Source organism: Microbacterium sp. NPDC055312 (assembly GCF_053645675.1).
Genome location: NZ_JBSHMU010000002.1, coordinates 198,438 through 218,254 on the forward strand (window position 1 = coordinate 198,438; position 19,817 = coordinate 218,254).

Sequence of the window (19,817 nt, forward strand, 5' to 3'; positions counted from 1 at the left end):
CGCCTCATCCCTCCGGCAGCGTGAGCTGCAGCAGCCGATCGTCGTCACGCCCGGGCGATCCCCGACCGTCGGTGTTGTTCGTCAGCACCCAGAAGGTGTCGCCGGGACCGGCGGCGACGTCGCGCAGCCGGCCGAACTCGCCGGTGTACACCGGCCAGGGTTCGATGCTCGGTGTCGTCGTGTCGTACAGCCAGAGCCGCTGACCGCGCAGCCCCGCGACGTACACGACGTCGTCGATCACGGCGATGCCGCTGGGGCTCGCCTCGTCGGGCGCCCACACGGCGACTGGATCGATCGCGTCGTCGGCGCGCGCGAACCCCTCGTGGTCGGGCCAGCCGTAGTCGCCGCCCGCCTCGATCCGGTTCAGCTCGTCCCACGTGTCCTGCCCGAACTCGCTCGCCCACAGGGTGCCGTCGTCACTCCACGCCAAGCCCTGCACGTTGCGGTGCCCGAGGCTGTACACCGCGGTGCCGAACGGGTTGCCGGACGCCGGCTCGCCCTCCGGCGTCACCCGCAGGATCTTCCCGCCGAGGAAGTCCCGCCCCCGAGCACGATCACGCTGTCCCGCGTCGCCGGTGGCGATGTACAGCATCCCGTCCGGTCCGAAGGCGATCCGCCCGCCGTCGTGATTCGACGCCCGCGGGATGCCGGCGACCACCACCTCGGCCGCGTCGACGTCGAGCGTCAGCGAGCCGGCCTCGCCGGTCAGCGGCATCCGCACGACCCGGTTGTCGTCCGCCGCCCCGTGATAGGCGTACAACCAGCGCGTCTCGCCGTCGACGAGCAGCGCGAGGCCGTGCAGGCCCGACTCACCACCCGAGACGACACCGGGCACGACGCCCGCCTCGCGCAGGTCTCCGGATGCCGTCAGCTCGAGCACCTCGCCGCCGTCGCGCTGCGAGATCAGCGCGCCGCCGCCGTCGAGGCGCACCACCGACCACGGCGCCGCCAGCCCCGACGCGAGCGTGACCGGCTCGGCGTTCGCCGCGTCGGTCGGGTCGACCGCGGGCGGGGTCGGGATGCCGGGTGCCGAGCACCCCGCAAGAACGAGAGTCCCGAGCACCAGCGCCGGTGCGACGCGTCGTCTCATCGGCCGCTCCTCTCACGCGTGTGCCCTCCAGCATCCGTCACTTCGCGCCGCCGATCCACCCTCAGCGGGAATACTTCCGGCGCGTGCCGCCTTGGCCCTGTCATGACCGTCTCCGTCGATCGCGCCTCTGTCGGCCTGCGATCGGAGCGCGGCCCCGTGCTCGGCGCGCTCATGCTCGCCACCGGACTCATCGCGATCGACACGACGATCCTCGCCACGGCCGTCCCGACGATCGTCCGGGATCTCGGCGACTATCAGCTGTTCCCGTGGCTGTTCTCGGTCTACCTCCTCGCGCAGGCGGTGAGCGTGCCGATCTACTCACGCTTCGCCGACACGACCGGCCGCAAGCCGGTCATCCTGATCGGCATCGGGATGTTCCTCGCGGGGTCTGTGCTGTGCGGGTTCGCGTGGAGCATGCTCACGCTCATCCTGTTCCGCGTCGTGCAGGGCCTCGGCGCGGGCGCCGTCGGCCCGATGGCCATGACGATCGTGGGCGACATCTACACGGTCGCCGAGCGCGCCAAGGTGCAGGGCTACATGGCGAGCGTGTGGGCGATCTCGTCGGTCGTCGGCCCGTCGCTCGGCGGGATCTTCGCTCAGCTGGATGCGTGGCGATGGATCTTCTTCGTCAACGTCCCGCTGTGTCTGCTGGCCGGATGGATGCTGGTGACGAGGTATCACGAGCAGGTGGAGCGCAAGCAGCACCGGATCGACTACCTCGGCGCCGTTCTGCTCACCCTCGGACTGACAGGGATCATCCTCGGGCTGCTCGAGGGTGACAGCGCGTGGGCCTGGCTGTCGTGGCAGAGCGCGATCTGCTTCGTGGGGGGCGCGCTGCTGCTCGTCGTCTTCGCCTTCGTCGAGAAGCGGGCAGTGGAGCCGATCATCGACTTCGCCCTCATCACCCGGCGCCTCATCCTCACCTGCACCGCGGTCGCCTTCGGCGTCGGTGCGCTCACGATCGGCGTGACGAGCTTCGGGCCCGCCTACCTCGAAGGCGCGGGCGGAGCCATCCCGCTCGTCTCCGGGCTCGCGGTCGCGGCGTTGAGCATGGGCTGGCCGCTCGCGGCATCCCTCGTCGGCCGGCTGTACCTGCGCATCGGGTTCCGCCGCACGGTGCTGATCGGCATGTCGATCACGACCATCGCGGCCGCCGGTCTGGTGCTGATCGCACCGTGGCCGAACCCGCTGCTGTTCGCCGCCGTCGCCTTCGTGCTCGGATTCGGCCTGGGGTGGACCGCCGCGCCGACCCTGATCGGCGCACAGGCGGCGGTCGGCTGGGGCGAGCGCGGGGCCGTCACGGGAATGAACGGCTTCGCCCGATCGGCGGGCAGCGCGGTCGGCGTGGCCGTGCTCGGCGCGATCTCGAACTCCCTGCTCGACGCCGGCAGCGGAGCGGGAGACCCCGCCACCGTCGTGTGGGCGTCGACGTGGGTGTTCGTCGGCGCCGCCGTGTTCGCCGCACTCACCTTGCTCGCCGCGGTGCTCATGCCGCGCGACGACGTGCCGGACCCGGACGCGGTCTGAGGATCCTCAGCGCGCCAGGCGCTCGGCGATGCCGGTGTACGTCGCAGGCGTCAGCGCGAGCAGGCGCTTCTTCGCGGCATCCCCGATCTCGAGCTTCTCGACGAACTCGGCCAGCTCCGCCGCACCCACCCGGTGTCCGCGGGTGAGCTCCTTCAGCAGCGCGTACGGGTCGCTGATGCTCGAGCGTCCTGCGACGACCTCGGCCCGGATCACGGTCTGGATCGCCTCGGCGAGCACCTCCCAGTTCTGGTCCAGGTCGTCGAGCAGCACGTCACGGCGCAGCGAGATCGCGTTCAGGCCGCGGCGCAGGTTGTCGAGCGCGAGCAGCGAGTGCCCGAACGCGACGCCGATGTTGCGCTGCGTGGTCGAATCGGTGAGGTCGCGCTGCAGGCGGCTCGTGACGAGGGTCTGCGAGAGGGAGTTCAGCAGCGCGCCTGAGATCTCGAGGTTCGCCTCGGCGTTCTCGAAGCGGATCGGGTTGATCTTGTGCGGCATGGTCGACGAGCCGGTGGCGCCCGCCACGGGGATCTGCGCGAAGTAGCCGAGTGAGATGTACGTCCAGATGTCGGTCGCGAGGTTGTGCAGGATGCCGCCGGCGTGCCGCACCCGGTCGTACAGCTCGACCTGCCAGTCGTGCGACTCGATCTGCGTGGTGAGCACGTTGAATCCGAGGCCCATGCCCTCGATGTACTCGCGGGCGATCGTCGGCCAGTCGGCATCCGGATCGGCCGACAGGTGCGCCGACCAGGTGCCGGTCGCACCCGAGAACTTCGCCAGGTACTCGGATGCCGCGATCTGACCGCGCACGCGCTCGAGGCGCCACGTGAAGACGGCGAGCTCCTTGCCCATCGTCGAGGGGGTGGCGGGCTGACCATGGGTGCGTGAGAGCATGGCCGCGTCGGCGTGCTGGACGGCCAGCTCGCGCAGCTTCGCGATGACCAGATCGAGGGCGGGCAGCCAGACCTCCTCCACCGCGCGCTTCACGGTGAGCGCGTAAGAGGCCGAGTTGATGTCCTCGCTCGTGCAGGCGAAGTGGGTGAGTTCGGCGATGGCATCCAGGCCCAGCGTCTGAAGCCGGTCGCGCACCAGGTACTCGATGGCCTTCACGTCGTGCTGGGTGACGGCCTCCTTCTCGGCCAGCCAGTCGATCTCGGCCTGACCGAAGTCGCGGTACAGCGCGCGCAGGCGCTCCTTGTCGGCATCCGTCAGCGGTGTCGTCTCGAACAGCGACCGATCGGTGAGGGCGATCAGCCACTCCACCTCGACCTCGACGCGGGCGCGATTCAGACCCGCCTCCGAGAGGTAGTCGGCGAGACCTGCGACGGCGGCCTGGTAGCGGCCGTCGAGCGGGCTGAGCGGCTGGGTCGGGAGCGAGGGCAGAGAAGTCAGGGCAGGTCCTCCTGCTCAGGGTCCCGCGTCAGGCGAGACGGCGATGGGATGCCCGCACAGCCGGTTCGAGCTGGGCGAAGAGGCCGCGGGTGGCGGTCTCAATCATACCGAGCACCGAATCGAACATCTCAGGGCCCGCGTAGTACGGATCGGGCACATCCATGCTCGACGCGTGCGGGTCGAAGGCGCGCAGCAGAGTGACCTTGCCCTCGTCATCTTCGTCACGCGCCCACGCCCGCAGGATGCGCTCGTGGGTGCGATCGAGCGCGACGATCAGGTCGTTCTCGGCGAACGACCCCGCGCTGAACTGCTTCGCGCGGTGCGTCGACCCGTCGAGTCCGCGGCGGCTCAGCGCGTCGAGGGTGCGGCCGTCGGCGCGCTCGCCGACGTGCCAGTCGCCCGTGCCGGCGCTGCGCGAGACGACGCGCGCGCCGAGTCCGTTCTGCACGGAGAGCGCACGAAGCACCACTTCGGCCATCGGGGAGCGACAGATGTTGCCTGTGCAGACGAAGATGACGCGGAAGGGATCCGGGTCGGTCATCTCACCATTGTGCCGGTATCGGCGCATCACACCAGCGTGGATCCTTGACGTCACGCCCGCTCGCGCCGGGTCAGGGCGGCTAGGGCTGGGCCGACAGGGCGTCGCGCGCGGCCAGCGCGCCGACGGGATCGTTGGTGATGATCCCGCTCATTCCCTCGACGACGTACTGCGCCCATAGCTCGGGGTCGTCGACCGTCCACGCCCGCACCACGAAGTTCTCATCAAGGAGCCGGTCGAGCACGCCGGGGTCGAGCAGTGTCGAGAAATGCGGATGCACCTGGGAGATGCCGATGGATGTGAAGTAGGTCCAGGGCTCGATCAGGCCGTCGGCGTAGAGCGCGGCCGTCTGGATCGCGGAGTCGTGCTGCTGCAGTTCGGTCAGCAGGCTGTGCTGAAACGACGAGACGGTGATGCGCTCGATCATCCCCGATTCGCGCAGCGAGCGCCGGAGCTGCTCGGCGATGCCGGGGTAGCGGTGCACGAGGTTCTTCACCTCGACGTTCAGCTGCATCTCGGTGGGGCCCAGCAACTCGTACACGTCGCGGAGGAGGGGGATGCGGGTGGGGCCGGTGGTCGCGTCGCCGACTTCTACGCGGGCGAGGTCTTCGACGGTGGCGGCGCCCACGGTCAGTGTCGTGCCGTCCGGCAGTGGCAGGTGCCCGTCGTGGCAGCACACGAGGTGCCCGTCGCCGGTGAGGTGCACGTCGAGCTCAAGGCCGTCGGCCCCCTCGGCGACGGCCTGGGCGTACGACTCGAGCGTGTTGAACGCGGTCAATGCCGATGAGCGGGCGTGGGCCCAGATGAGGGTCATACGTGCGTCTCGCTTCCCGGTCGGTGGTTGCTGCGCAGGGCGTGCCAGGCAGGGATGTGCTGGCGGGCGGCGAGAGTCTCCGCCGAGCGCTGCGGATTGCGCTGCGCGGCCCGGGTGTAAAGGATGTCGAGCACCAGCAACTGGGCGTGGCGGGCCGCGAAGGAGGCGGTGCGGTACGGCATCTCCCGGCCGATGGCGGTGAGGTGGATGTCGGCTATACGCGCGATCGGGGAATTCGCATCGCCGGTGACGGCGATGGTCAGCGCCCCCCGCGACTTCGCCTCAGCGAGGGCATCATGCACTTCGCGTGTGCGACCGGAGGCGGAGATCGCAAGGGCGACGTCGCCGGGGCGGCGCACGGAGGCAGAGCTGAGCGCGCTGTGCAGGGCCGTCCACGCGCGGATCTGCACGCCGATGCCGAGCAGGCGCAGTTCGAGTTCGTTCGCGACGACCGCGCTCGCGCCTGCACCGTACACGTCGACGGTGCGGGCTTCGGCCACAGCCGTCGCCGCTGCCTCCAAAGCTTCACGGTCGAGTGAGCGGGCCGCGAACTGCATCGCGTCGACGTCGACGCTCGTCATCACCTGGATGACGTGCTCCAGGTCGTCGTCGGGGCCGATCTCCTCGTAGCCGGCCGAGCTCCAGCGTGGCTCTCTGCTGCGCCCGGCCTCCTGCGCGATGTGCAGCAGGAGCGCCTGGTAGCTGGTGAGGCCGAGCGCCTGGCAGAACCGGGTGACGGTCGGCTGCGAGACGCCGACTTCGGCGGCCAGCTGTGCCGCCGAGAGGGAGGCGACCCCCTCAGGGTCATCGAGCACGCGCTTCGCGACGCGGGCCATCGAGGGTGACAGGCCCGGCAGCGCGAGGCGGATCTGATCGGTGACCGCAGGCTGATCCGGGGCGAGCAGGCCGCTGCGCGACGGCTCGCTGTGTGAACGTGCGGTCATCGGCGCTCTCCCTGCGGGTACCGGTTCATGAATCTCAGCTGAACTCTCTCATGCGGGGTGGACAGGCGGCTTGCGGGTATGCATGAATGATACATACAAACACAATGTGATGTATGAATGAGTCAGCCGGACCGGCATCCCCTTCGATCCCCCAGGAGAATAGATGATCAACGAGACAGCCTCCCGCTTCGAGCTCGAAGTGCGCAGCCGGATCGCCCACATCACCGATGGTGCGCAGAACGGAGAGCTCGATGAGGCGATCACGGTGATCGCCGATGCGCTCAGCGCCGACGGCGTGATCCACGCCTTCGGCACGGGGCACTCGGAGGCCTTCGCAATGGAGATCGCCGGCCGCGCGGGAGGACTGATCCCCAGCAATAAGGTCGCGCTGCGCGACACCGTGCTGTGGGGCGAGCGCACGAGCGCCGAGCTGGTCGCCGACCCGCCGCTGGAGCGCGACCCCCGGATTGCCGAGGAGATCTTCGCGACCATTCCGCGCCAGAGCACCGACGTGTTCATCATCGCCTCCAACTCCGGCGTCAACGGCTCAATCGTCGGGATGGCTCTGCTGGCGAAGTCGCACGGTCACAAGGTCATCGCCGTCACCAGCCTGCAGCACACCGTCCGCGTCAGCCCGCTGCACCCCAGCGGCAAGCGACTCAGCGAGATCGCCGACGTCGTGATCGACAATCGCGCCCCCTACGGCGACGCGGTGCTCGAGGGCGCGGTGCCGATGGGCGCCGTCTCATCGATCACCTCGGCGTACATCGCGCAGCTGCTGACCGTCGGAGTCGCCTCCGCCCTCGAGGCGAAGGGCGAAGTCGTGCCGGTCTTCCTCTCAGCCAACATCCCCGGCGGCGACGAGCACAACCGCTCCCTGCAAGCCCGCTACGGCGCACGCATCCGTCGCGTCGCCTGACCCGCCCGCGAACCTCTCTGTCCCTAACCCTGCCCTTCCCCTGCAAACGGAGTACACGATGGTCTCTTCTCAGCAGCCGATGAATCGGCGACAGCTTCTCTCGCTTATGGGCATGACGGCGCTCGCCGTTCCGCTCGCCGCCTGCGCCGTCTCGCCCGGCGGCGGCGCAGGCGGCGGCGGCCCGGCCTCAAGCGGACCGGTCGATGCGGCCAACCCGTTCGGCGTGGCCGCTGGGAGCACCGTCGACAGCGTCATCTTTGACAACGCCAAGAACGCCGAGTTCTTCGCCTACCTGACCAAGGAGCTGGAGAAGAGCAGGAAGGTGACCCTCAAGGTCACCGCATCGACCCAGATCGCGCAGCAGGTGCAGCCGCGCTTCGTCGCCGGCAACCCGCCGGACCTGCTGCACTCGGCCGGCGCGGGCTCGATCCCGGTGGCCACGCTGCTGCCGAGCGTGCTCGATCTCACCGAGCTCGTGGCCGCCCCCAACCTGGATGGCGACGTCATCAAGGACATCGTCTACCCCGGGGTGCTGGAGCTTGCGTCGTTCGACGGCAAGCTCGCGGCGATCAACTATTCGCTGAGCGTGCACGCGCTGTGGTACTCGCGCAGCCTGTTCGCCGCGAAGGGCTGGAAGGCCCCCCGCACCTGGGACGACGCGATGGACCTCGGCGCCGCGGCGAAGAAGGACGGCAAGTACCTCTTCACCTGGGGCAAGGAGGCAGCGGCGTACTACCTGTCGATGGCCATCGACAGCGCGATCAAGGAGGGCGGCGACGAGGTGCGTGTGGCGCTGGCCAACCTCGAGCCCAAGTCGTGGAGCCAACCTACGGTCATCGCGGCGTTCACCGCCATGAAGAAGGTCGTCGACGCCGGCTACTTTCTCCCCGGCGGCGCGGGAACCCAGTTCAAGGCCGCGCAGGCGCAGTGGAGCCTGCGCCAGGAGGCGATCATGTACCCGTCCGGCTCGTGGATCGAAGCCGAGATGGGCGATGAGATCGCCGACGGCTTCGAGATGGTCGGCGCACCCAACCCGACTGTGACCACGACGTCTGCGCTGCCCTACGAGGCGATCCGCTTCGCCGGTGGCAACCGCTTCGTGGTGCCCACGGAAGGTGCCAACGTCGCGGGCGCCAAGGAGACGCTTCGCACCATGCTCTCGCGCGACGCCGCCACCGAATTCGCTCGGATCAACAAGTCGCCCACGATCGTGCGCAACACCGTTCCCGAGGACGGCTACGGCTCGACCGCGCTGGTCTCCTCGACGCAGCTGCTCGAGCAGGCCGGTGACGACGCCTACGCGTGGGACTTCACCGACGCGTACCCGTTCGGCGACGACAAGAACCGGATCATGAACGACTTCCTCTCGGGCGGCATGACCGTCGCCGAGGCGCTGGCCGAGCTGCAGAAGGCGTCGGACCGCATCCGCGAGGACGACTCCATCGTCAAGGTCAAGGCGTCGTGACGACACCCGCACTCGATCTGCCTCAGGGGGCCGCGACCCGTGGTCGCGGCCCCCGCGCCGGGCGGTTCGACCGCCTGTCGCTGCTGCTGGTCTTCATCGGCGCGCCGCTGACGCTGTACGTCGGCTTCGTCGTCTGGCCGATGCTGCAGGCCGTCGTCTACTCGCTCACCGACTGGTCGGGCTTCACCGCCGGGTTCGAGTTCATCGGCCTGGCCAACTACGCGCAGCTGGCGAACGACGAATCGTTCCTCATCGCGATCCGCAACAACCTCACCATGCTCGCCATCATGCCCGTCGTGACGCTGGCGATCGGATTCGCCCTCGCCATCATGGTCACCATCGGCGGAGACATGCGCGGCGGGGTGTCGGGTGTGAAGGGGGCGTCCTTCTACCGCGTCGCCGCGTTCTTCCCCGGTGTCATCCCCTCGATCATCGTCGGCATCATCTTCGCGCAGGTGTACGACCCCAACAACGGCATCCTCAACGGCATCCTCACCGGTGCCGGGTTCGAGAACTTCCGCTCCTTCGCCTGGCTGGGCGACCCGGCCACGGCCATGGGCGCGACGATCGCGGCGGTGGTCTGGGCTTCGGCCGGCTTCTACATGGTGCTCTTCGTCGCCGCGATCCGCGGCATCGACACCGAGCTGTTCGACGCTGCGCGCTTGGACGGCGCGGGCCGTGTGCGCATCGCCCTGTCGATCGTGCTGCCCGGGATCGCGAAGAACGTGAAGTCGGCATACATCTACGTGGGCATCGCCGCCCTCGACGTGTTCGTCTTCCTGCAGGCGTTCAACGCCGACGGAGGCCCGCAGCGCTCGACGCTGGGCATCACGCAGGAGATCTACGGGGCGGCGTTCCTCGACGGTCGTTTCGGCCTCGCCTGCGCCATGGGCGTCGTGCTCACCCTGCTCACCTTCGTTTTCGTCGGGCTGGTCGGCGTGGCAGGAAGGATCGGAAGACGATGACCCAGACACTCACTGCACCCACCACGCGCGCGCATGCACGCCGCGAGCAGCAGCGCCGGCGCTCGGCAGCGCCGCCGCCGCGCCCCCGCCGACGCAGGGCCAGCGAGCCGATCGTCACCTTCTCGGCGCAGACGGTGATGATCCTCTGGACCGCACTGGTGTTCATCCCGCTGCTGTGGACGCTCATGTCGTCGTTCAAGACGAGTCGCGAGATCCTCGAGTCGCCGTTCGGGCTGCCCGCGCGATGGAGCTGGGACAACTACGTCAACGCCTGGACGCAGGCCGGGATCGGCCAGTTCTTCGCCAACACGGTGATCGTCGTGGCCGGTGCGCTGGTGGCGACCATGCTGCTGGGGGCGATGTGCGCCTACGCGCTCGCGCGATTCGACTTCCCCGGCCGGCGCTTCATCCGCAACCTGATCCTGGCGGGACTCACCTTCCCGGTGTTTCTGGCGGTCGTGCCCCTGTTCTTCGTGGTGCAGAACTTCGGCCTGCTCAACTCGCATCTCGGGCTTATCGTCACTTACACGGCGTACGCCCTGCCGTTCACGATCTTCTTCCTCGCGGCGTTCTTCGAACAGCTTCCCGAGGAGATCGCGGAGGCGGCCGCCATCGATGGTGCGTCGCAGTGGCGCACCTTCTTCTCGGTGATGCTGCCGATGGCGGCCCCGGGCATGTCGGCGATCGCCCTGCTGAACTTCGTGGGGCTGTGGAATCAGTACCTGCTTCCCCTCGTGCTCATCAGCGACCCCTCGAAGTCGGTGCTCACCCAGGGCATGCAGACCTTCGCGGTGCAGGCCGGCTTCAACGTCGACTTCGGCGCTCTGTTCGCCGCGGCGGTGATGACGGTCGTTCCGGTGCTGATCGTGTACCTGCTGTTCCAGAAGAAGCTGCTCTCGTCGGTGTCGCAGGGGGCGCTGAAGTGACTGCGGTCCTCGCCGTCGACGCAGGCGGCTCGCACACCCGAGCCGCCTGCATCGATGAGACAGGAAGGGTCATCGGGTGGGGCACCGCGACCGGCGGGAACGCGACCTCGTTGGGTGAGCAGGGCCTGGATGCCATCGAGCAGGCCTGCCGAACGGCGATCGAGCAGGCCGGCGCCGATGCAGCGACGCTCACCGCGGTGCTGTGCGCCGCAGGCGAAGCGCCGACCTCGCGGCGCGCGCTGCTGGCCTCCCGGCTCGGGTTCGATGACGACACGTCGTGGCACATCGTCGGCGACGCACTCGGCGCCTACTTCTCCGGCTCGAGTGCCCCTGAGGGGATCGTTCTGGTGGCCGGCACCGGCGCCGTCGCCGCGCGGATCGAGCAGTCGCGTCTGGTCGAGGTCGTCGACGGACTCGGCTGGCTGATCGGCGACAAAGGCGGCGGGTTCTGGATCGGCAGGGAGGTCGTCTCGTGCGCCGCAGAGGCTGCCGATGGGCGTGGTCCCGCCACCTCGCTGGTCGAGCACCTGCTGGCGCGGATGCCGCGCGAGCAGCGCCCCTGGTCGGGGGTGCGCAGGTCCGAGATCGCCGCGATCCTGCGCGGTGTCTACGACCGCACCCCGACCGTGCTCGCCGACCTCGCTCCGCTCGCCTTCGCCGCCGCCGCTGAGGGTGATGCCGTCGCGTCGTCGATTCTCTCTGCCGCAGCCGGGCATCTGGCCCGCACGGTGATGACGGTGCGCAGCGGATACGAGCAGCTGCCGGTGGTGGTGGCAGGCAGCGTGCTCACCCGCGGTCTGCTCGGCGCCCCCGGTGCCTTCTCCTCCGAGCTGCACGAGGCGTTGCGTGGAGCGGATGTGCGCCATGCCACCGATGGTGTTGTGGGCGCGGCGGTGCTCGCGCTGCAGCGTGGCGGGATCGAGGTGTCGGATTCCGTGCGTGTGTTGCTGGCGGAAGAGGTGGCCCGTAGACGGCGATGATGCACATCCAATGGTTCAGCCAGTCCACGCTCACCGAGCTGACGCTGCTGCTGCTGGCCTTCGCGCTGTCGGCGCTGATCGGCTGGGAGCGGCATCGCAAGCTCAAGAGCGCCGGCATGCGCACGCACACCCTTGTCGGGGTGGGATCAGCGGTGTTCACGCTGGTCTCGGCGTATGGCTTCGGCGGTGTCAGCGGTGCCGAGGGGGTCATGGACCCGTCACGGATCGCCGCGCAGATCGTCTCGGGGATCGGCTTTCTGGGGGCGGGGCTGATCTTCGTGCGCCAGAACGTCGTGTCGGGACTGACCACCGCCGCCTCGATCTGGGCCACCGCTGCCGTGGGCATGGCCTGCGGGGCCGGCTCACCGCTGCTGGCGATCATGGCCACAGCCCTGCAGCTCGTCGCGGTCACCTCGCTGGGACGCGGGCGCAGAAGGCGTCAGGGGCGAGGAAGACAGCACACGGTCGTCCTGCGATACCGGCCAGGTGAGGGGGCGCTGGCCCGTGCGCTGACGGTAGCCAGGAGTCAGGAGGCGAAGGCCGTCGTGATCGACTCGCGGGTGCTGGAGCGTGATGGACGCCCGCAGCGCTGGGAGGCAACCGTGTCGGTCGAGCCGAATGCCGCGCGGCTCGAGCAGCTGCTCGCCGACTTCTCTGATGTGCCCGGGATCAGACGCGTCCGGCTCGTTGATGAGGACGCTGCCTAGATCTGCGCCGGCGAGAGGGCATTCTGCGGGCCTCGACTCGTCTCCCCAATCGGGGGTCGTCCCGGGTTATTCACAGTCCGTGGGTTGCCGGCTGGGCGCATGCGGCGCGTCGCGCAGGCTAGGGTCATGTTCACCACTATTCACCCGGCGGCTCCCTCCGGCGACGAGCTCGCGGAGCTTGTCACCGGCGTCCGCCTGCTCGATGACGCGCTCGACGCGCTCGCGCAGGTGCGGGCCGAGCTCGACCGCCTGATCGACGACTCCCACTGGGAGGCGGCGGCGGTGCGGATGCTGCGTGCCGCGCTGATCGGGCGGGCGGGCCGGCTCGTCGTCGCCTGCGCCGACATCGCCTCGTACCGAGACGAATGCCTGGCGGCGGTCGTATGACCCTGGAAATCACCGGCGGCGGGGCGATAGCCGTCGACCCGAACGAGATGCGCGCGGTCGCCGACCGGATGGCGGCGACCGCCGCACGGCTGAGCGCCGCCGCCGATGACCTGCGCCGCGCGCATCACGCCGTCTCATCGGCGTGGCGCGCAGGCAGCCGAGTCGGTGCGGGCGGTCTGTGGGCGACGGCGCAGCACGTGGCTGAAGACGCAGACGAGCTCGGCGACGACGCGCGCGGCACCACGATCATGGCGGATGCTTTCGAGCTGGCCGACCTGCGTTCCGAACAGCAGCTGCTCGCGGTGGAGCATCCCCTCGAGGCGGAGCTGCTGCAAGGGCGGATCGACGAGCTGGTCGCGTCGTACCCTGCCCTCGACGGGATGGCGCTGCAGCTGACCGCAGCATGGGAGCGCTCGTCGGTGGACGGGATGCTGGATGCGCCCGTCGACCAGCTCGCGGCCATTCTCGGCGACAGCGCGTTCCACATGCCGCTGTGGCTGCTGGCCCCGCTGCTGCAGCGCATCACGACGAGCGCGGGCACGATCCTGAACGGCACGCGGCTCAGCGGCGAGGCGCCGCCGGTCGTGGTGCGGCGGGCGTCGACGCACGCCGTCGAGCGCGCGGCCACTACTCTCGCTCAGCTCACGCAGCGCCTGCCCGACGGAAAGGCGCAGGTCGCGGTCGAGAAGCGCACCCACGCCGACGGCACCACGTCGTTCGTCGCGTACATCGACGGCACCCGCACCATCAGAAGCGGCTTCGAGGAGCCCTGGGACTCCGGCTCGAACTGGGACCTCTACATCGACCGCGAGCAGAGCGCCTCGTACGCGGCGACGATGGAGGCGCTGCGACAGGCGGGCGCCGAGCCCGGGGCGCGCGTCGACCTCGTGGGGTACTCGCAGGGCGGTGCGATCGCTGCGGCGGTGGCGGTGAGCGGGGTGTACACCACGTCGCGGGTGATGACCGTGGGGAGCCCGACGGTTCCGGTGCTCGACGCGGACCAGACGCTCATCCGGGTCGTCCACCCCGACGATCCCGTCGGCGCCGGCCTCACCTCCGGCGGTCCTGCGGCCAGTATCGGCTCACCCGACAGCATGACCATCTCACGTGACGACGCGGCGAACGGGAAGGCATCGACGTTCGGCGCGCACATGCGGGATGCGTACGACGAGACGCTCGCCCTCGCCGACGAGACGGGAGACGCCCGCGTCGAGCGGATGCACGACACGCTGCGTTCGGAGGCGGACGACATCGTCTCGGTCGAGCGGACCGAGTTCCACGCGACCAGGCCGTGACTGGGTCGGGAAGGCGCCGGTGCCGCCCGATCGCGCCGCGTCAGCGGCGGGTCTTCTTCTCCTGCGGGCGCAGGATGGCACCGAGGATCGCGTTGATGACCGAGATGAGGAACGCCGCGACCACGCCCCACCAGAACGACTCGACCGTCAGGCCCCAGCTGAACGCGCTGGTGATCCACGCCGTGATCCACAGCAGCAGGCCGTTGATGATGAACGAGATCAGCCCGAGCGTGAGGATGTACAGCGGGAACGCGACGATGCGGATCACCGTGCCGATGATCGAGTTGACCAGCGCGAAGACCGCGCCCACCGCGAGCAGGGTCAGGGCGAGACGCAGGTCGTCGCCCGGCTCGAACGGCCGGATGCCGATCCCGAGCACCGGGATGAGCGTGACGACCCAGATGGCGAAGGCGTTGATGACGACGCGGATGAGGAATCGCATGTTCCGATCCTGTCACGTCAGGAGCGGATGCCGCTCTTAGACTGATGCCGTGACCGAGCCGATGCTGCCCCGAATCCGTCCTGAGATCGCCGCGCTGCCGCCGTACCGCCAGGGCAAGCAGGCAGGTCCCGACGCTTTCAAGCTCTCCAGCAACGAGAACCCGTTCGAGCCGCTGCCCTCGGTGCTCGAGGCGCTGCAGTCCACCACCCCGGTGAACCGCTACCCCGACGCGTCGGCGGCGGCGCTGCGCGCCCGCCTCGGCGAGAAGCACGGCGTCGAGCCCGACGCGGTGCACGTGGCCGCCGGATCCGTGTCGATCCTGCACCAGCTGGTGCTCGGAACATCTTCGGTCGGCGACGAGGTCGTCTACGCCTGGCGCTCGTTCGAGGCCTATCCGAGCCTTCCGCTGGTCGCCGGCGCGACCGGCGTGCAGGTACCCCTTCGACAGGCTCAGGGACCCGATTCCGGGGGCAGGCACGATCTCGACGCCATGGCGGATGCCGTCACCGACCGCACCCGCGTGGTGATCGTCTGCACGCCGAACAACCCGACCGGCCCGATCGTCACCAGCGCGGAGTTCGCCGCGTTCGTCGACCGCGTACCCCGCGACGTGCTGATCATCCTCGACGAGGCGTACGCCGAGTTCGTCACCGCACCCGACGCGGTCGACGGCCTCGCGGAGCGCATCTTCGAGCGTCATCCGAACGTCGTCGTGCTGCGCACCTTCTCAAAGGCGTACGGGCTCGCCGGTCTGCGCGTGGGCTACGCGATCGGGCATCCGCGGGTGCTCGACGCCGCACGGACCACCGGCATCCCGCTGTCGGTGACCAGCGCGGCCGAGCGCGCGGCGATCGCCAGTCTCGACGCCGAGCCCGAGCTGCGCGAGCGCGTGTCGGTGATCGTCGAGCGGCGCACGCGCCTGCTCGGCGGCCTGCGCGCGCAGGGCTGGCAGGTGCCAGACTCGCAGGCGAACTTCGTCTGGCTGCCCACCGGTGAGCGCACCGACGAGGTCGCCGCGGCCTTCGACGCCGCCGACCTGATGGTGCGCCCGTTCTCGGGCGACGGCATCCGCATCTCGGTCGGCGAAGAGGAGTCGATCGACCGCGTGCTGGCCGTCGCGAAGTCGGTGCTCTGACACGAGAAGTCCAGGTGCCGGGCACTTACTAGGGCCCCCTAAGTATGCGTGACCTGGCATGCCGGCGTGGGTAGCGTGGTCGGGTGACCCCGATCGAAGCACCCCTCGTTCGCGTCCTCGCCGACGACGGCAGCTACGCCCCCTCGGCCGAGGCTGAGCGCTACCTGACCCTCATCGACGCGCTGACCGACGCCGAGCTCGAGCAGTTCTACCGAGACATGGTCGTGATCCGCGCGATCGACACGCAGGCGACCAACCTGCAGCGCCAGGGCCAGCTCGCCCTGTGGCCGCCGAGCCGCGGGCAGGAGGCGGCTCAAGTCGGATCCGCGCGCGCCGCCCGCACGCAGGACACCCTGTTCCCGTCGTACCGCGAGCACGCCGTCACCCGGATCCGCGGCGTTGATCCCGTCGACATCCTCAAGGTGATGCGCGGCACCTCGCACGGCGGCTGGAACCCCACCGACGCGAAGAACGGCAACACCCGCATCTACACCCTGGTGCTCGGGTCGCAGACCTTGCACGCCGCCGGATACGCGATGGGTCTCACCTTCGACGGACGCACCGGCACGGGTGACGTCGACCGCGACGAGGCCGTCGTCGTCTACTACGGCGACGGCGCATCGAGCCAGGGCGACGTGCACGAGGCGATGGTGTTCGCCGCGAGCTACGACGCCCCCGTGCTGTTCTTCCTGCAGAACAACCACTGGGCCATCTCGGTGCCCGTCGAGACGCAGTCGAAGGTGCCGCTGGTCGACCGAGGCGCGGGATACGGCATCCCGTCGGTGCGCGTCGACGGCAACGACGTGCTCGCCAGCTACGCCGTCTCGCGCGCCCTGCTCGACGAGACCCGCAGCGGCCTCGGCCCTCGGGCGATCGAAGCGGTGACGTACCGCATGGGCGCGCACACCACCAGCGACGACCCGACCAAGTACCGCCACTCCGACGAGGAGCAGCGGTGGGCGCAGCGCGACCCGATCGCGCGCATGCGCGCCTTCCTCGAGGGGCGGGGCGCGCCGGCCTCCCTCTTCGAGCAGACGGATGCGGAGGCGGCGGACGCCGCGGAAGACCTGCGCAGCCGCGCCGTCGCCCTCACCTCACCCGAGCGGTCGCTGATCTTCGACCACGTGTACAGCGATCCGCATCCGCTGATGGTGGAGCAGAAGGCCTGGCTGAACGAGTACGAAGCCTCGTTCGAGGGAGGGACGGACCGATGACCATCGAGACGATGCCGATGTCGAAGGCGTTGAACGCCGGTCTGCGCAAGGCGATGGAAGACGACCCCCGCGTTCTGCTGATGGGTGAGGACATCGGTCGCCTTGGCGGGGTGTTCCGCATCACCGAGCACCTGCAGCGCGATTTCGGCGATCGCCGCGTGCTCGACACCCCGCTCGCCGAGTCGGGCATAGTCGGCACCGCGATCGGTCTGGCCATGGCGGGATTCCGGCCGGTGATCGAGATCCAGTTCGACGGCTTCGTATTCCCCGCCTTCGACCAGATCACCTCGCAGCTCGCCAAACTCACGAACAGGCACGAGGGTGCGCTGTCGATGCCCGTCGTGATCCGCATCCCGTACGGCGGTCACATCGGCGCCGTCGAGCACCACCAGGAGAGCCCGGAGGCGTACTTCGCGCACACCCCGGGCCTGCGGGTGGTCGCGCCGTCGACGTCGAACGACGCGTACTGGATGATCCAGGAGGCGATCCGCTCGAACGACCCGGTGATCTTCCTCGAGCCCAAGAGTCGCTACTGGCAGAAGGGCGAGGTCGAGCTCGAGGCCTCCGCCCTGCCCCTGCACGCCTCACGTGTCGTGCGTCGCGGCGGCGACGTGACCCTGGTCGGACACGGTGCCATGGTCACCACGCTGCTACAGGCGGCCGCGCTCGCCGAGGCCGAGGGCACGAGCTGCGAGGTCGTCGACGTGCGCTCGCTCTCACCGGTCGACTACGGCCCCATCCTCGACTCGGTGCGCTCGACGGGCCGCATGATCTACGCGCAGGAGGCGCCGGGTCATGCCAGCGTCGGCGGCGAGATCGCCGCGACGGTCATGGAGCGCGCCTTCTACGCCCTCGAGGCGCCGGTGCTGCGCGTGTCGGGCTTCGACGCGCCGTTCCCGCCCGCCAAGCTCGAGGGCACCTACCTGCCCGATGCCGACCGCATCCTCGAAGCCGTCGACCGCTCCCTCGCCTACTGATCCCCGCCGGAGGACATCTCTCATGACCACCGAAACCTTCACCCTGCCCGACGTCGGCGAGGGTCTCACCGAGGCCGAGCTCGTCGCCTGGAAGGTCGTCCCGGGCGACGCCGTGGCGATCAACGACGTCATCTGCGAGATCGAGACGGCGAAGTCGCTCGTCGAACTGCCCTCACCGCATGCGGGTGTCGTCGGCGAGCTGCTGGTCGCCGAGGGCGTGACCGTGGAGGTCGGGTCGCCGATCATCACCTTCGTGTCGGAGGCCGAGGCGGCGGATGCCGGTATCGCGGCGAACCCCAAGGATCCGGCCGCTCCGCCCGCCACCGACGAGGGCGGAGGTTCGGTGCTCGTCGGCTACGGCACCGGGGGAGGGGCGACCTCGCGCCGCCGCACCCTTCGACAGGCTCAGGGACCCAGCGCACAAGGCCCGGTGCGGTCGTCGGTCGGTGTGATCGCGAAGCCGCCGATCCGCAAGCTGGCGCGTGACCTGAACGTCGACCTCGCCGACGTCACGCCGTCGGGCGCCGACGGCGAGGTCACCCGAGACGATGTCGTCAAGCACGCCGAGCAGGCGAGCGTGTTCCGCAATATCGAGACGCCCGCGCGCAGCGCTGTCCGCGAGGAGACGCTGCCGGTCACGCCGCAGATCGACGGGGGGCGCTCCGAGTCGATCCCGGTCAAGGGCGTGCGCAAGGCGACCTCGTCGGCGATGGTGCGCAGCGCGTACTCCGCCCCGCACGTGACGGTGTGGAAGGAGATCGACGCGACCCGCACGATGGAGCTCGTGAAGCGGCTGAAGGCCTCGCCCGACTATGCCGACATCCGCATCTCACCGCTGCTGATCATGGCACGCGCCGTGATCTGGGCCGCCCGTCGCACCCCGACGGTCAACGCCGCCTGGGTCGACACTGACTCCGGCGCCGAGATCGTCGTGCGTCACTACGTGAACCTGGGCATCGCGGCCGCCACCCCGCGCGGTCTGCTGGTGCCGAACATCAAAGACGCGCAGGATCTCAGCATGAAGGATCTCGCGCGCTCGCTGAATCGCCTGACCGTGACCGCTCGCGAGGGCAAGACGAGCCCCGCCGACCAGCAGGGCGGCACCATCACGATCACCAACATCGGCGTCTTCGGCATGGACGCCGGCACCCCGATCATCAACCCCGGCGAGGCCGGCATCGTCGCCATGGGCACGATCGCCCAGAAGCCGTGGGTGGTCGACGGCGAGGTGCGCCCCCGCTGGGTCACCACGGTGTCGGGCTCGTTCGATCACCGGGTGATCGACGGCGACGGCATGAGTCGCTTCATCGCCGATGTCGCGTCGATCCTCGAGGAGCCCGCCCTGCTCGTCGACTGATCCTCGCCCGGCGCGGTCGCAGATGGGCAACACCGCAGCTACCGCACCACGGGAGCGATTGCAACCCAGAGTGCAGGCGCCCGCGGCTCTGCCATCCTTCGGGTATGAAACTTGTCTCCTACGCGGGCCAGCAGCTGCTCACCACCGACGACGTCGCCGACGCGCTCGTGGAGCTGGCGGCCGCCATCGCACGTGACGGCGAGACCGAGGCACTGCAGATCCCGGTCGTCGTGAACGGCGTCAAAGACAGCGCAGACCTGCTCGTGGGGGTCGGCAACGACCTCCTCGTCGGCCCTCAGGCATCCGACGGAGCAGATCCGGACTTCTCTCAGGATGCCGCGAGGATGCGCTCGCATCGGCTCTACCCGCGCAGCCGGCCCGAGCCGGACGACGACGACGAATTCGACGGGTCTCTCGGCTCAGGGTTCGATCCGGAGTACTGACGTGGGCAAGCTCGAGTACAACAGCTCTCATCCGGCGATCGAGATCGACGACGACACGCTCGCGCACGTGAAGATCCTCATCGCCACCAAGCTCCGCCGTCAAGAGAGCTTCATGATGACCTGGCTGCCCCGCGAGTCCGGTGCGGGGCGGCTGTCGGCGTGGATGCATCCCAGCATCCCCCTGGTCGTGGAATTCGACGCCGAGCCGCCACCTCAGGTGGCGCCGGAGCGGGTCGCGAAGATGATGGAGCAGCTCAACGCTCGCGGTGAGCTCGTGCTGAACTGATCGACATCTCCAGCAGC

21 protein-coding genes are annotated in these 19,817 nt (G+C 69.4%); 15 read left to right on the forward strand and 6 right to left on the reverse strand.

Annotated elements, in window-relative coordinates:
* Positions 1–4: 4 nt before the first annotated feature.
* Positions 5–1,090: a PQQ-dependent sugar dehydrogenase gene (locus ACWIDW_RS05315; RefSeq protein WP_454123561.1), complete on the reverse strand. Its 1,086-nt coding sequence runs from the start codon at positions 1,088–1,090 to the stop codon at positions 5–7.
* A 102-nt stretch (positions 1,091–1,192) separates the two neighbouring features.
* On the opposite strand from ACWIDW_RS05315, the gene ACWIDW_RS05320 reads away from it, so the two are divergent.
* Complete coding sequence (locus ACWIDW_RS05320; protein ID WP_454123563.1) at positions 1,193–2,617, forward strand: MFS transporter; 1,425 nt, start codon at positions 1,193–1,195, stop codon at positions 2,615–2,617.
* Between the two features lie 6 nt (positions 2,618–2,623).
* Here ACWIDW_RS05320 and purB read toward each other — a convergent pair whose 3' ends face one another.
* From purB to ACWIDW_RS05340, 4 genes are all read right to left on the reverse strand, one after another.
* Positions 2,624–3,997 carry an adenylosuccinate lyase gene (purB, locus tag ACWIDW_RS05325; RefSeq protein WP_454124489.1) on the reverse strand — a complete coding sequence of 458 codons (1,374 nt, stop codon included), beginning with the start codon at positions 3,995–3,997 and terminating at the stop codon, positions 2,624–2,626.
* A 37-nt stretch (positions 3,998–4,034) separates the two neighbouring features.
* The gene (locus ACWIDW_RS05330) at positions 4,035–4,547 is read right to left on the reverse strand and encodes a low molecular weight protein-tyrosine-phosphatase (protein ID WP_454123564.1); all 513 of its coding nucleotides are present in this window, start codon (positions 4,545–4,547) and stop codon (positions 4,035–4,037) included.
* Positions 4,548–4,626: 79 nt separating this feature from the next.
* Complete coding sequence (locus ACWIDW_RS05335; RefSeq protein WP_454123565.1) at positions 4,627–5,358, reverse strand: glycerophosphodiester phosphodiesterase family protein; 732 nt, start codon at positions 5,356–5,358, stop codon at positions 4,627–4,629.
* Positions 5,355–6,302 carry a MurR/RpiR family transcriptional regulator gene (locus tag ACWIDW_RS05340; RefSeq protein WP_454123566.1) on the reverse strand — a complete coding sequence of 316 codons (948 nt, stop codon included), beginning with the start codon at positions 6,300–6,302 and terminating at the stop codon, positions 5,355–5,357. Before ACWIDW_RS05340 ends, ACWIDW_RS05335 begins: the two co-directional genes overlap by 4 nt.
* A 163-nt stretch (positions 6,303–6,465) precedes the next feature.
* Here ACWIDW_RS05340 and ACWIDW_RS05345 point away from each other — a divergent pair, with 163 nt between their 5' ends.
* From ACWIDW_RS05345 to ACWIDW_RS05380, 8 genes are all read left to right on the forward strand, one after another.
* Complete coding sequence (locus ACWIDW_RS05345; RefSeq protein ID WP_271639109.1) at positions 6,466–7,221, forward strand: SIS domain-containing protein; 756 nt, start codon at positions 6,466–6,468, stop codon at positions 7,219–7,221.
* 112 nt (positions 7,222–7,333) lie between these two features.
* Positions 7,334–8,686 carry an N-acetylglucosamine/diacetylchitobiose ABC transporter substrate-binding protein gene (gene ngcE / locus ACWIDW_RS05350; RefSeq protein ID WP_454123568.1) on the forward strand — a complete coding sequence of 451 codons (1,353 nt, stop codon included), beginning with the start codon at positions 7,334–7,336 and terminating at the stop codon, positions 8,684–8,686.
* A complete protein-coding gene (locus ACWIDW_RS05355) occupies positions 8,683–9,651 on the forward strand; it encodes a carbohydrate ABC transporter permease (protein WP_454123569.1) in 969 nt (322 codons plus the stop codon). The genes ngcE and ACWIDW_RS05355 overlap by 4 nt, the downstream gene beginning before the upstream one ends.
* Positions 9,648–10,577, forward strand: a complete 930-nt coding sequence (locus ACWIDW_RS05360) for a carbohydrate ABC transporter permease (RefSeq protein ID WP_454123571.1) — start codon at positions 9,648–9,650, stop codon at positions 10,575–10,577. The genes ACWIDW_RS05355 and ACWIDW_RS05360 overlap by 4 nt, the downstream gene beginning before the upstream one ends.
* Positions 10,574–11,557 carry an N-acetylglucosamine kinase gene (locus ACWIDW_RS05365; RefSeq protein WP_454123573.1) on the forward strand — a complete coding sequence of 328 codons (984 nt, stop codon included), beginning with the start codon at positions 10,574–10,576 and terminating at the stop codon, positions 11,555–11,557. Before ACWIDW_RS05360 ends, ACWIDW_RS05365 begins: the two co-directional genes overlap by 4 nt.
* On the forward strand, positions 11,557–12,264 hold the full coding sequence (locus tag ACWIDW_RS05370) for an MgtC/SapB family protein (RefSeq protein WP_454123575.1): 708 nt from the start codon (positions 11,557–11,559) through the stop codon (positions 12,262–12,264). Before ACWIDW_RS05365 ends, ACWIDW_RS05370 begins: the two co-directional genes overlap by 1 nt.
* 126 nt (positions 12,265–12,390) lie before the next feature.
* On the forward strand, positions 12,391–12,651 hold the full coding sequence (locus tag ACWIDW_RS05375) for a hypothetical protein (protein WP_271639115.1): 261 nt from the start codon (positions 12,391–12,393) through the stop codon (positions 12,649–12,651).
* Positions 12,648–13,946: a hypothetical protein gene (locus ACWIDW_RS05380; RefSeq protein WP_454123577.1), complete on the forward strand. Its 1,299-nt coding sequence runs from the start codon at positions 12,648–12,650 to the stop codon at positions 13,944–13,946. Before ACWIDW_RS05375 ends, ACWIDW_RS05380 begins: the two co-directional genes overlap by 4 nt.
* A gap of 40 nt (positions 13,947–13,986) precedes the next feature.
* Here the strand turns inward: ACWIDW_RS05380 and ACWIDW_RS05385 are convergent, their stop codons facing one another.
* Entirely contained in the window at positions 13,987–14,388 is a 402-nt protein-coding gene (locus tag ACWIDW_RS05385; RefSeq protein ID WP_454123578.1) for a phage holin family protein, read from the reverse strand.
* Between the two features lie 61 nt (positions 14,389–14,449).
* On the opposite strand from ACWIDW_RS05385, the gene ACWIDW_RS05390 reads away from it, so the two are divergent.
* From ACWIDW_RS05390 to ACWIDW_RS05415, 6 genes are all read left to right on the forward strand, one after another.
* The gene (locus ACWIDW_RS05390; RefSeq protein ID WP_454124491.1) at positions 14,450–15,523 is read left to right on the forward strand and encodes a histidinol-phosphate transaminase; all 1,074 of its coding nucleotides are present in this window, start codon (positions 14,450–14,452) and stop codon (positions 15,521–15,523) included.
* 83 nt (positions 15,524–15,606) lie between these two features.
* Positions 15,607–16,737 (forward strand): thiamine pyrophosphate-dependent enzyme, encoded by a 1,131-nt coding sequence (locus tag ACWIDW_RS05395; protein WP_454123580.1) that lies wholly within the window; start codon positions 15,607–15,609, stop codon positions 16,735–16,737.
* Positions 16,734–17,714, forward strand: coding sequence for an alpha-ketoacid dehydrogenase subunit beta (locus ACWIDW_RS05400; RefSeq protein WP_454123582.1), 981 nt, complete (start codon positions 16,734–16,736; stop codon positions 17,712–17,714). The genes ACWIDW_RS05395 and ACWIDW_RS05400 overlap by 4 nt, the downstream gene beginning before the upstream one ends.
* Before the next feature lie 22 nt (positions 17,715–17,736).
* Positions 17,737–19,071: a dihydrolipoamide acetyltransferase family protein gene (locus tag ACWIDW_RS05405; RefSeq protein ID WP_454123584.1), complete on the forward strand. Its 1,335-nt coding sequence runs from the start codon at positions 17,737–17,739 to the stop codon at positions 19,069–19,071.
* A 104-nt stretch (positions 19,072–19,175) separates the two neighbouring features.
* Positions 19,176–19,514, forward strand: coding sequence for a hypothetical protein (locus ACWIDW_RS05410; protein WP_454123586.1), 339 nt, complete (start codon positions 19,176–19,178; stop codon positions 19,512–19,514).
* 1 nt (position 19,515) lies between these two features.
* Entirely contained in the window at positions 19,516–19,800 is a 285-nt protein-coding gene (locus tag ACWIDW_RS05415; protein WP_454123587.1) for a DUF7882 family protein, read from the forward strand.
* Positions 19,801–19,817: the final 17 nt, after the last annotated feature.

What these genes read in the sequence shown, in the direction of transcription:
- ACWIDW_RS05410 (WP_454123586.1), top strand. Translation starts at nt 19,176, where the DNA reads ATGAAACTTGTCTCCTACGCGGGCCAGCAGCTGCTCACCACCGACGAC.
- ACWIDW_RS05375 (WP_271639115.1), top strand. Translation starts at nt 12,391, where the DNA reads ATGTTCACCACTATTCACCCGGCGGCTCCCTCCGGCGACGAGCTCGCG.
- ACWIDW_RS05380 (WP_454123577.1), top strand. Translation starts at nt 12,648, where the DNA reads ATGACCCTGGAAATCACCGGCGGCGGGGCGATAGCCGTCGACCCGAAC.
- ACWIDW_RS05320 (WP_454123563.1), top strand. Translation starts at nt 1,193, where the DNA reads ATGACCGTCTCCGTCGATCGCGCCTCTGTCGGCCTGCGATCGGAGCGC.
- ACWIDW_RS05405 (WP_454123584.1), top strand. Translation starts at nt 17,737, where the DNA reads ATGACCACCGAAACCTTCACCCTGCCCGACGTCGGCGAGGGTCTCACC.
- ACWIDW_RS05360 (WP_454123571.1), top strand. Translation starts at nt 9,648, where the DNA reads ATGACCCAGACACTCACTGCACCCACCACGCGCGCGCATGCACGCCGC.
- ACWIDW_RS05335 (WP_454123565.1), bottom strand. Translation starts at nt 5,358, where the DNA reads ATGACCCTCATCTGGGCCCACGCCCGCTCATCGGCATTGACCGCGTTC.
- ACWIDW_RS05315 (WP_454123561.1), bottom strand. Translation starts at nt 1,090, where the DNA reads ATGAGACGACGCGTCGCACCGGCGCTGGTGCTCGGGACTCTCGTTCTT.
- ACWIDW_RS05340 (WP_454123566.1), bottom strand. Translation starts at nt 6,302, where the DNA reads ATGACCGCACGTTCACACAGCGAGCCGTCGCGCAGCGGCCTGCTCGCC.
- ngcE (WP_454123568.1), top strand. Translation starts at nt 7,334, where the DNA reads ATGACGGCGCTCGCCGTTCCGCTCGCCGCCTGCGCCGTCTCGCCCGGC.
- ACWIDW_RS05390 (WP_454124491.1), top strand. Translation starts at nt 14,450, where the DNA reads ATGCTGCCCCGAATCCGTCCTGAGATCGCCGCGCTGCCGCCGTACCGC.
- ACWIDW_RS05370 (WP_454123575.1), top strand. Translation starts at nt 11,557, where the DNA reads ATGCACATCCAATGGTTCAGCCAGTCCACGCTCACCGAGCTGACGCTG.
- ACWIDW_RS05330 (WP_454123564.1), bottom strand. Translation starts at nt 4,547, where the DNA reads ATGACCGACCCGGATCCCTTCCGCGTCATCTTCGTCTGCACAGGCAAC.
- ACWIDW_RS05400 (WP_454123582.1), top strand. Translation starts at nt 16,734, where the DNA reads ATGACCATCGAGACGATGCCGATGTCGAAGGCGTTGAACGCCGGTCTG.
- ACWIDW_RS05385 (WP_454123578.1), bottom strand. Translation starts at nt 14,388, where the DNA reads ATGCGATTCCTCATCCGCGTCGTCATCAACGCCTTCGCCATCTGGGTC.
- ACWIDW_RS05345 (WP_271639109.1), top strand. Translation starts at nt 6,466, where the DNA reads ATGATCAACGAGACAGCCTCCCGCTTCGAGCTCGAAGTGCGCAGCCGG.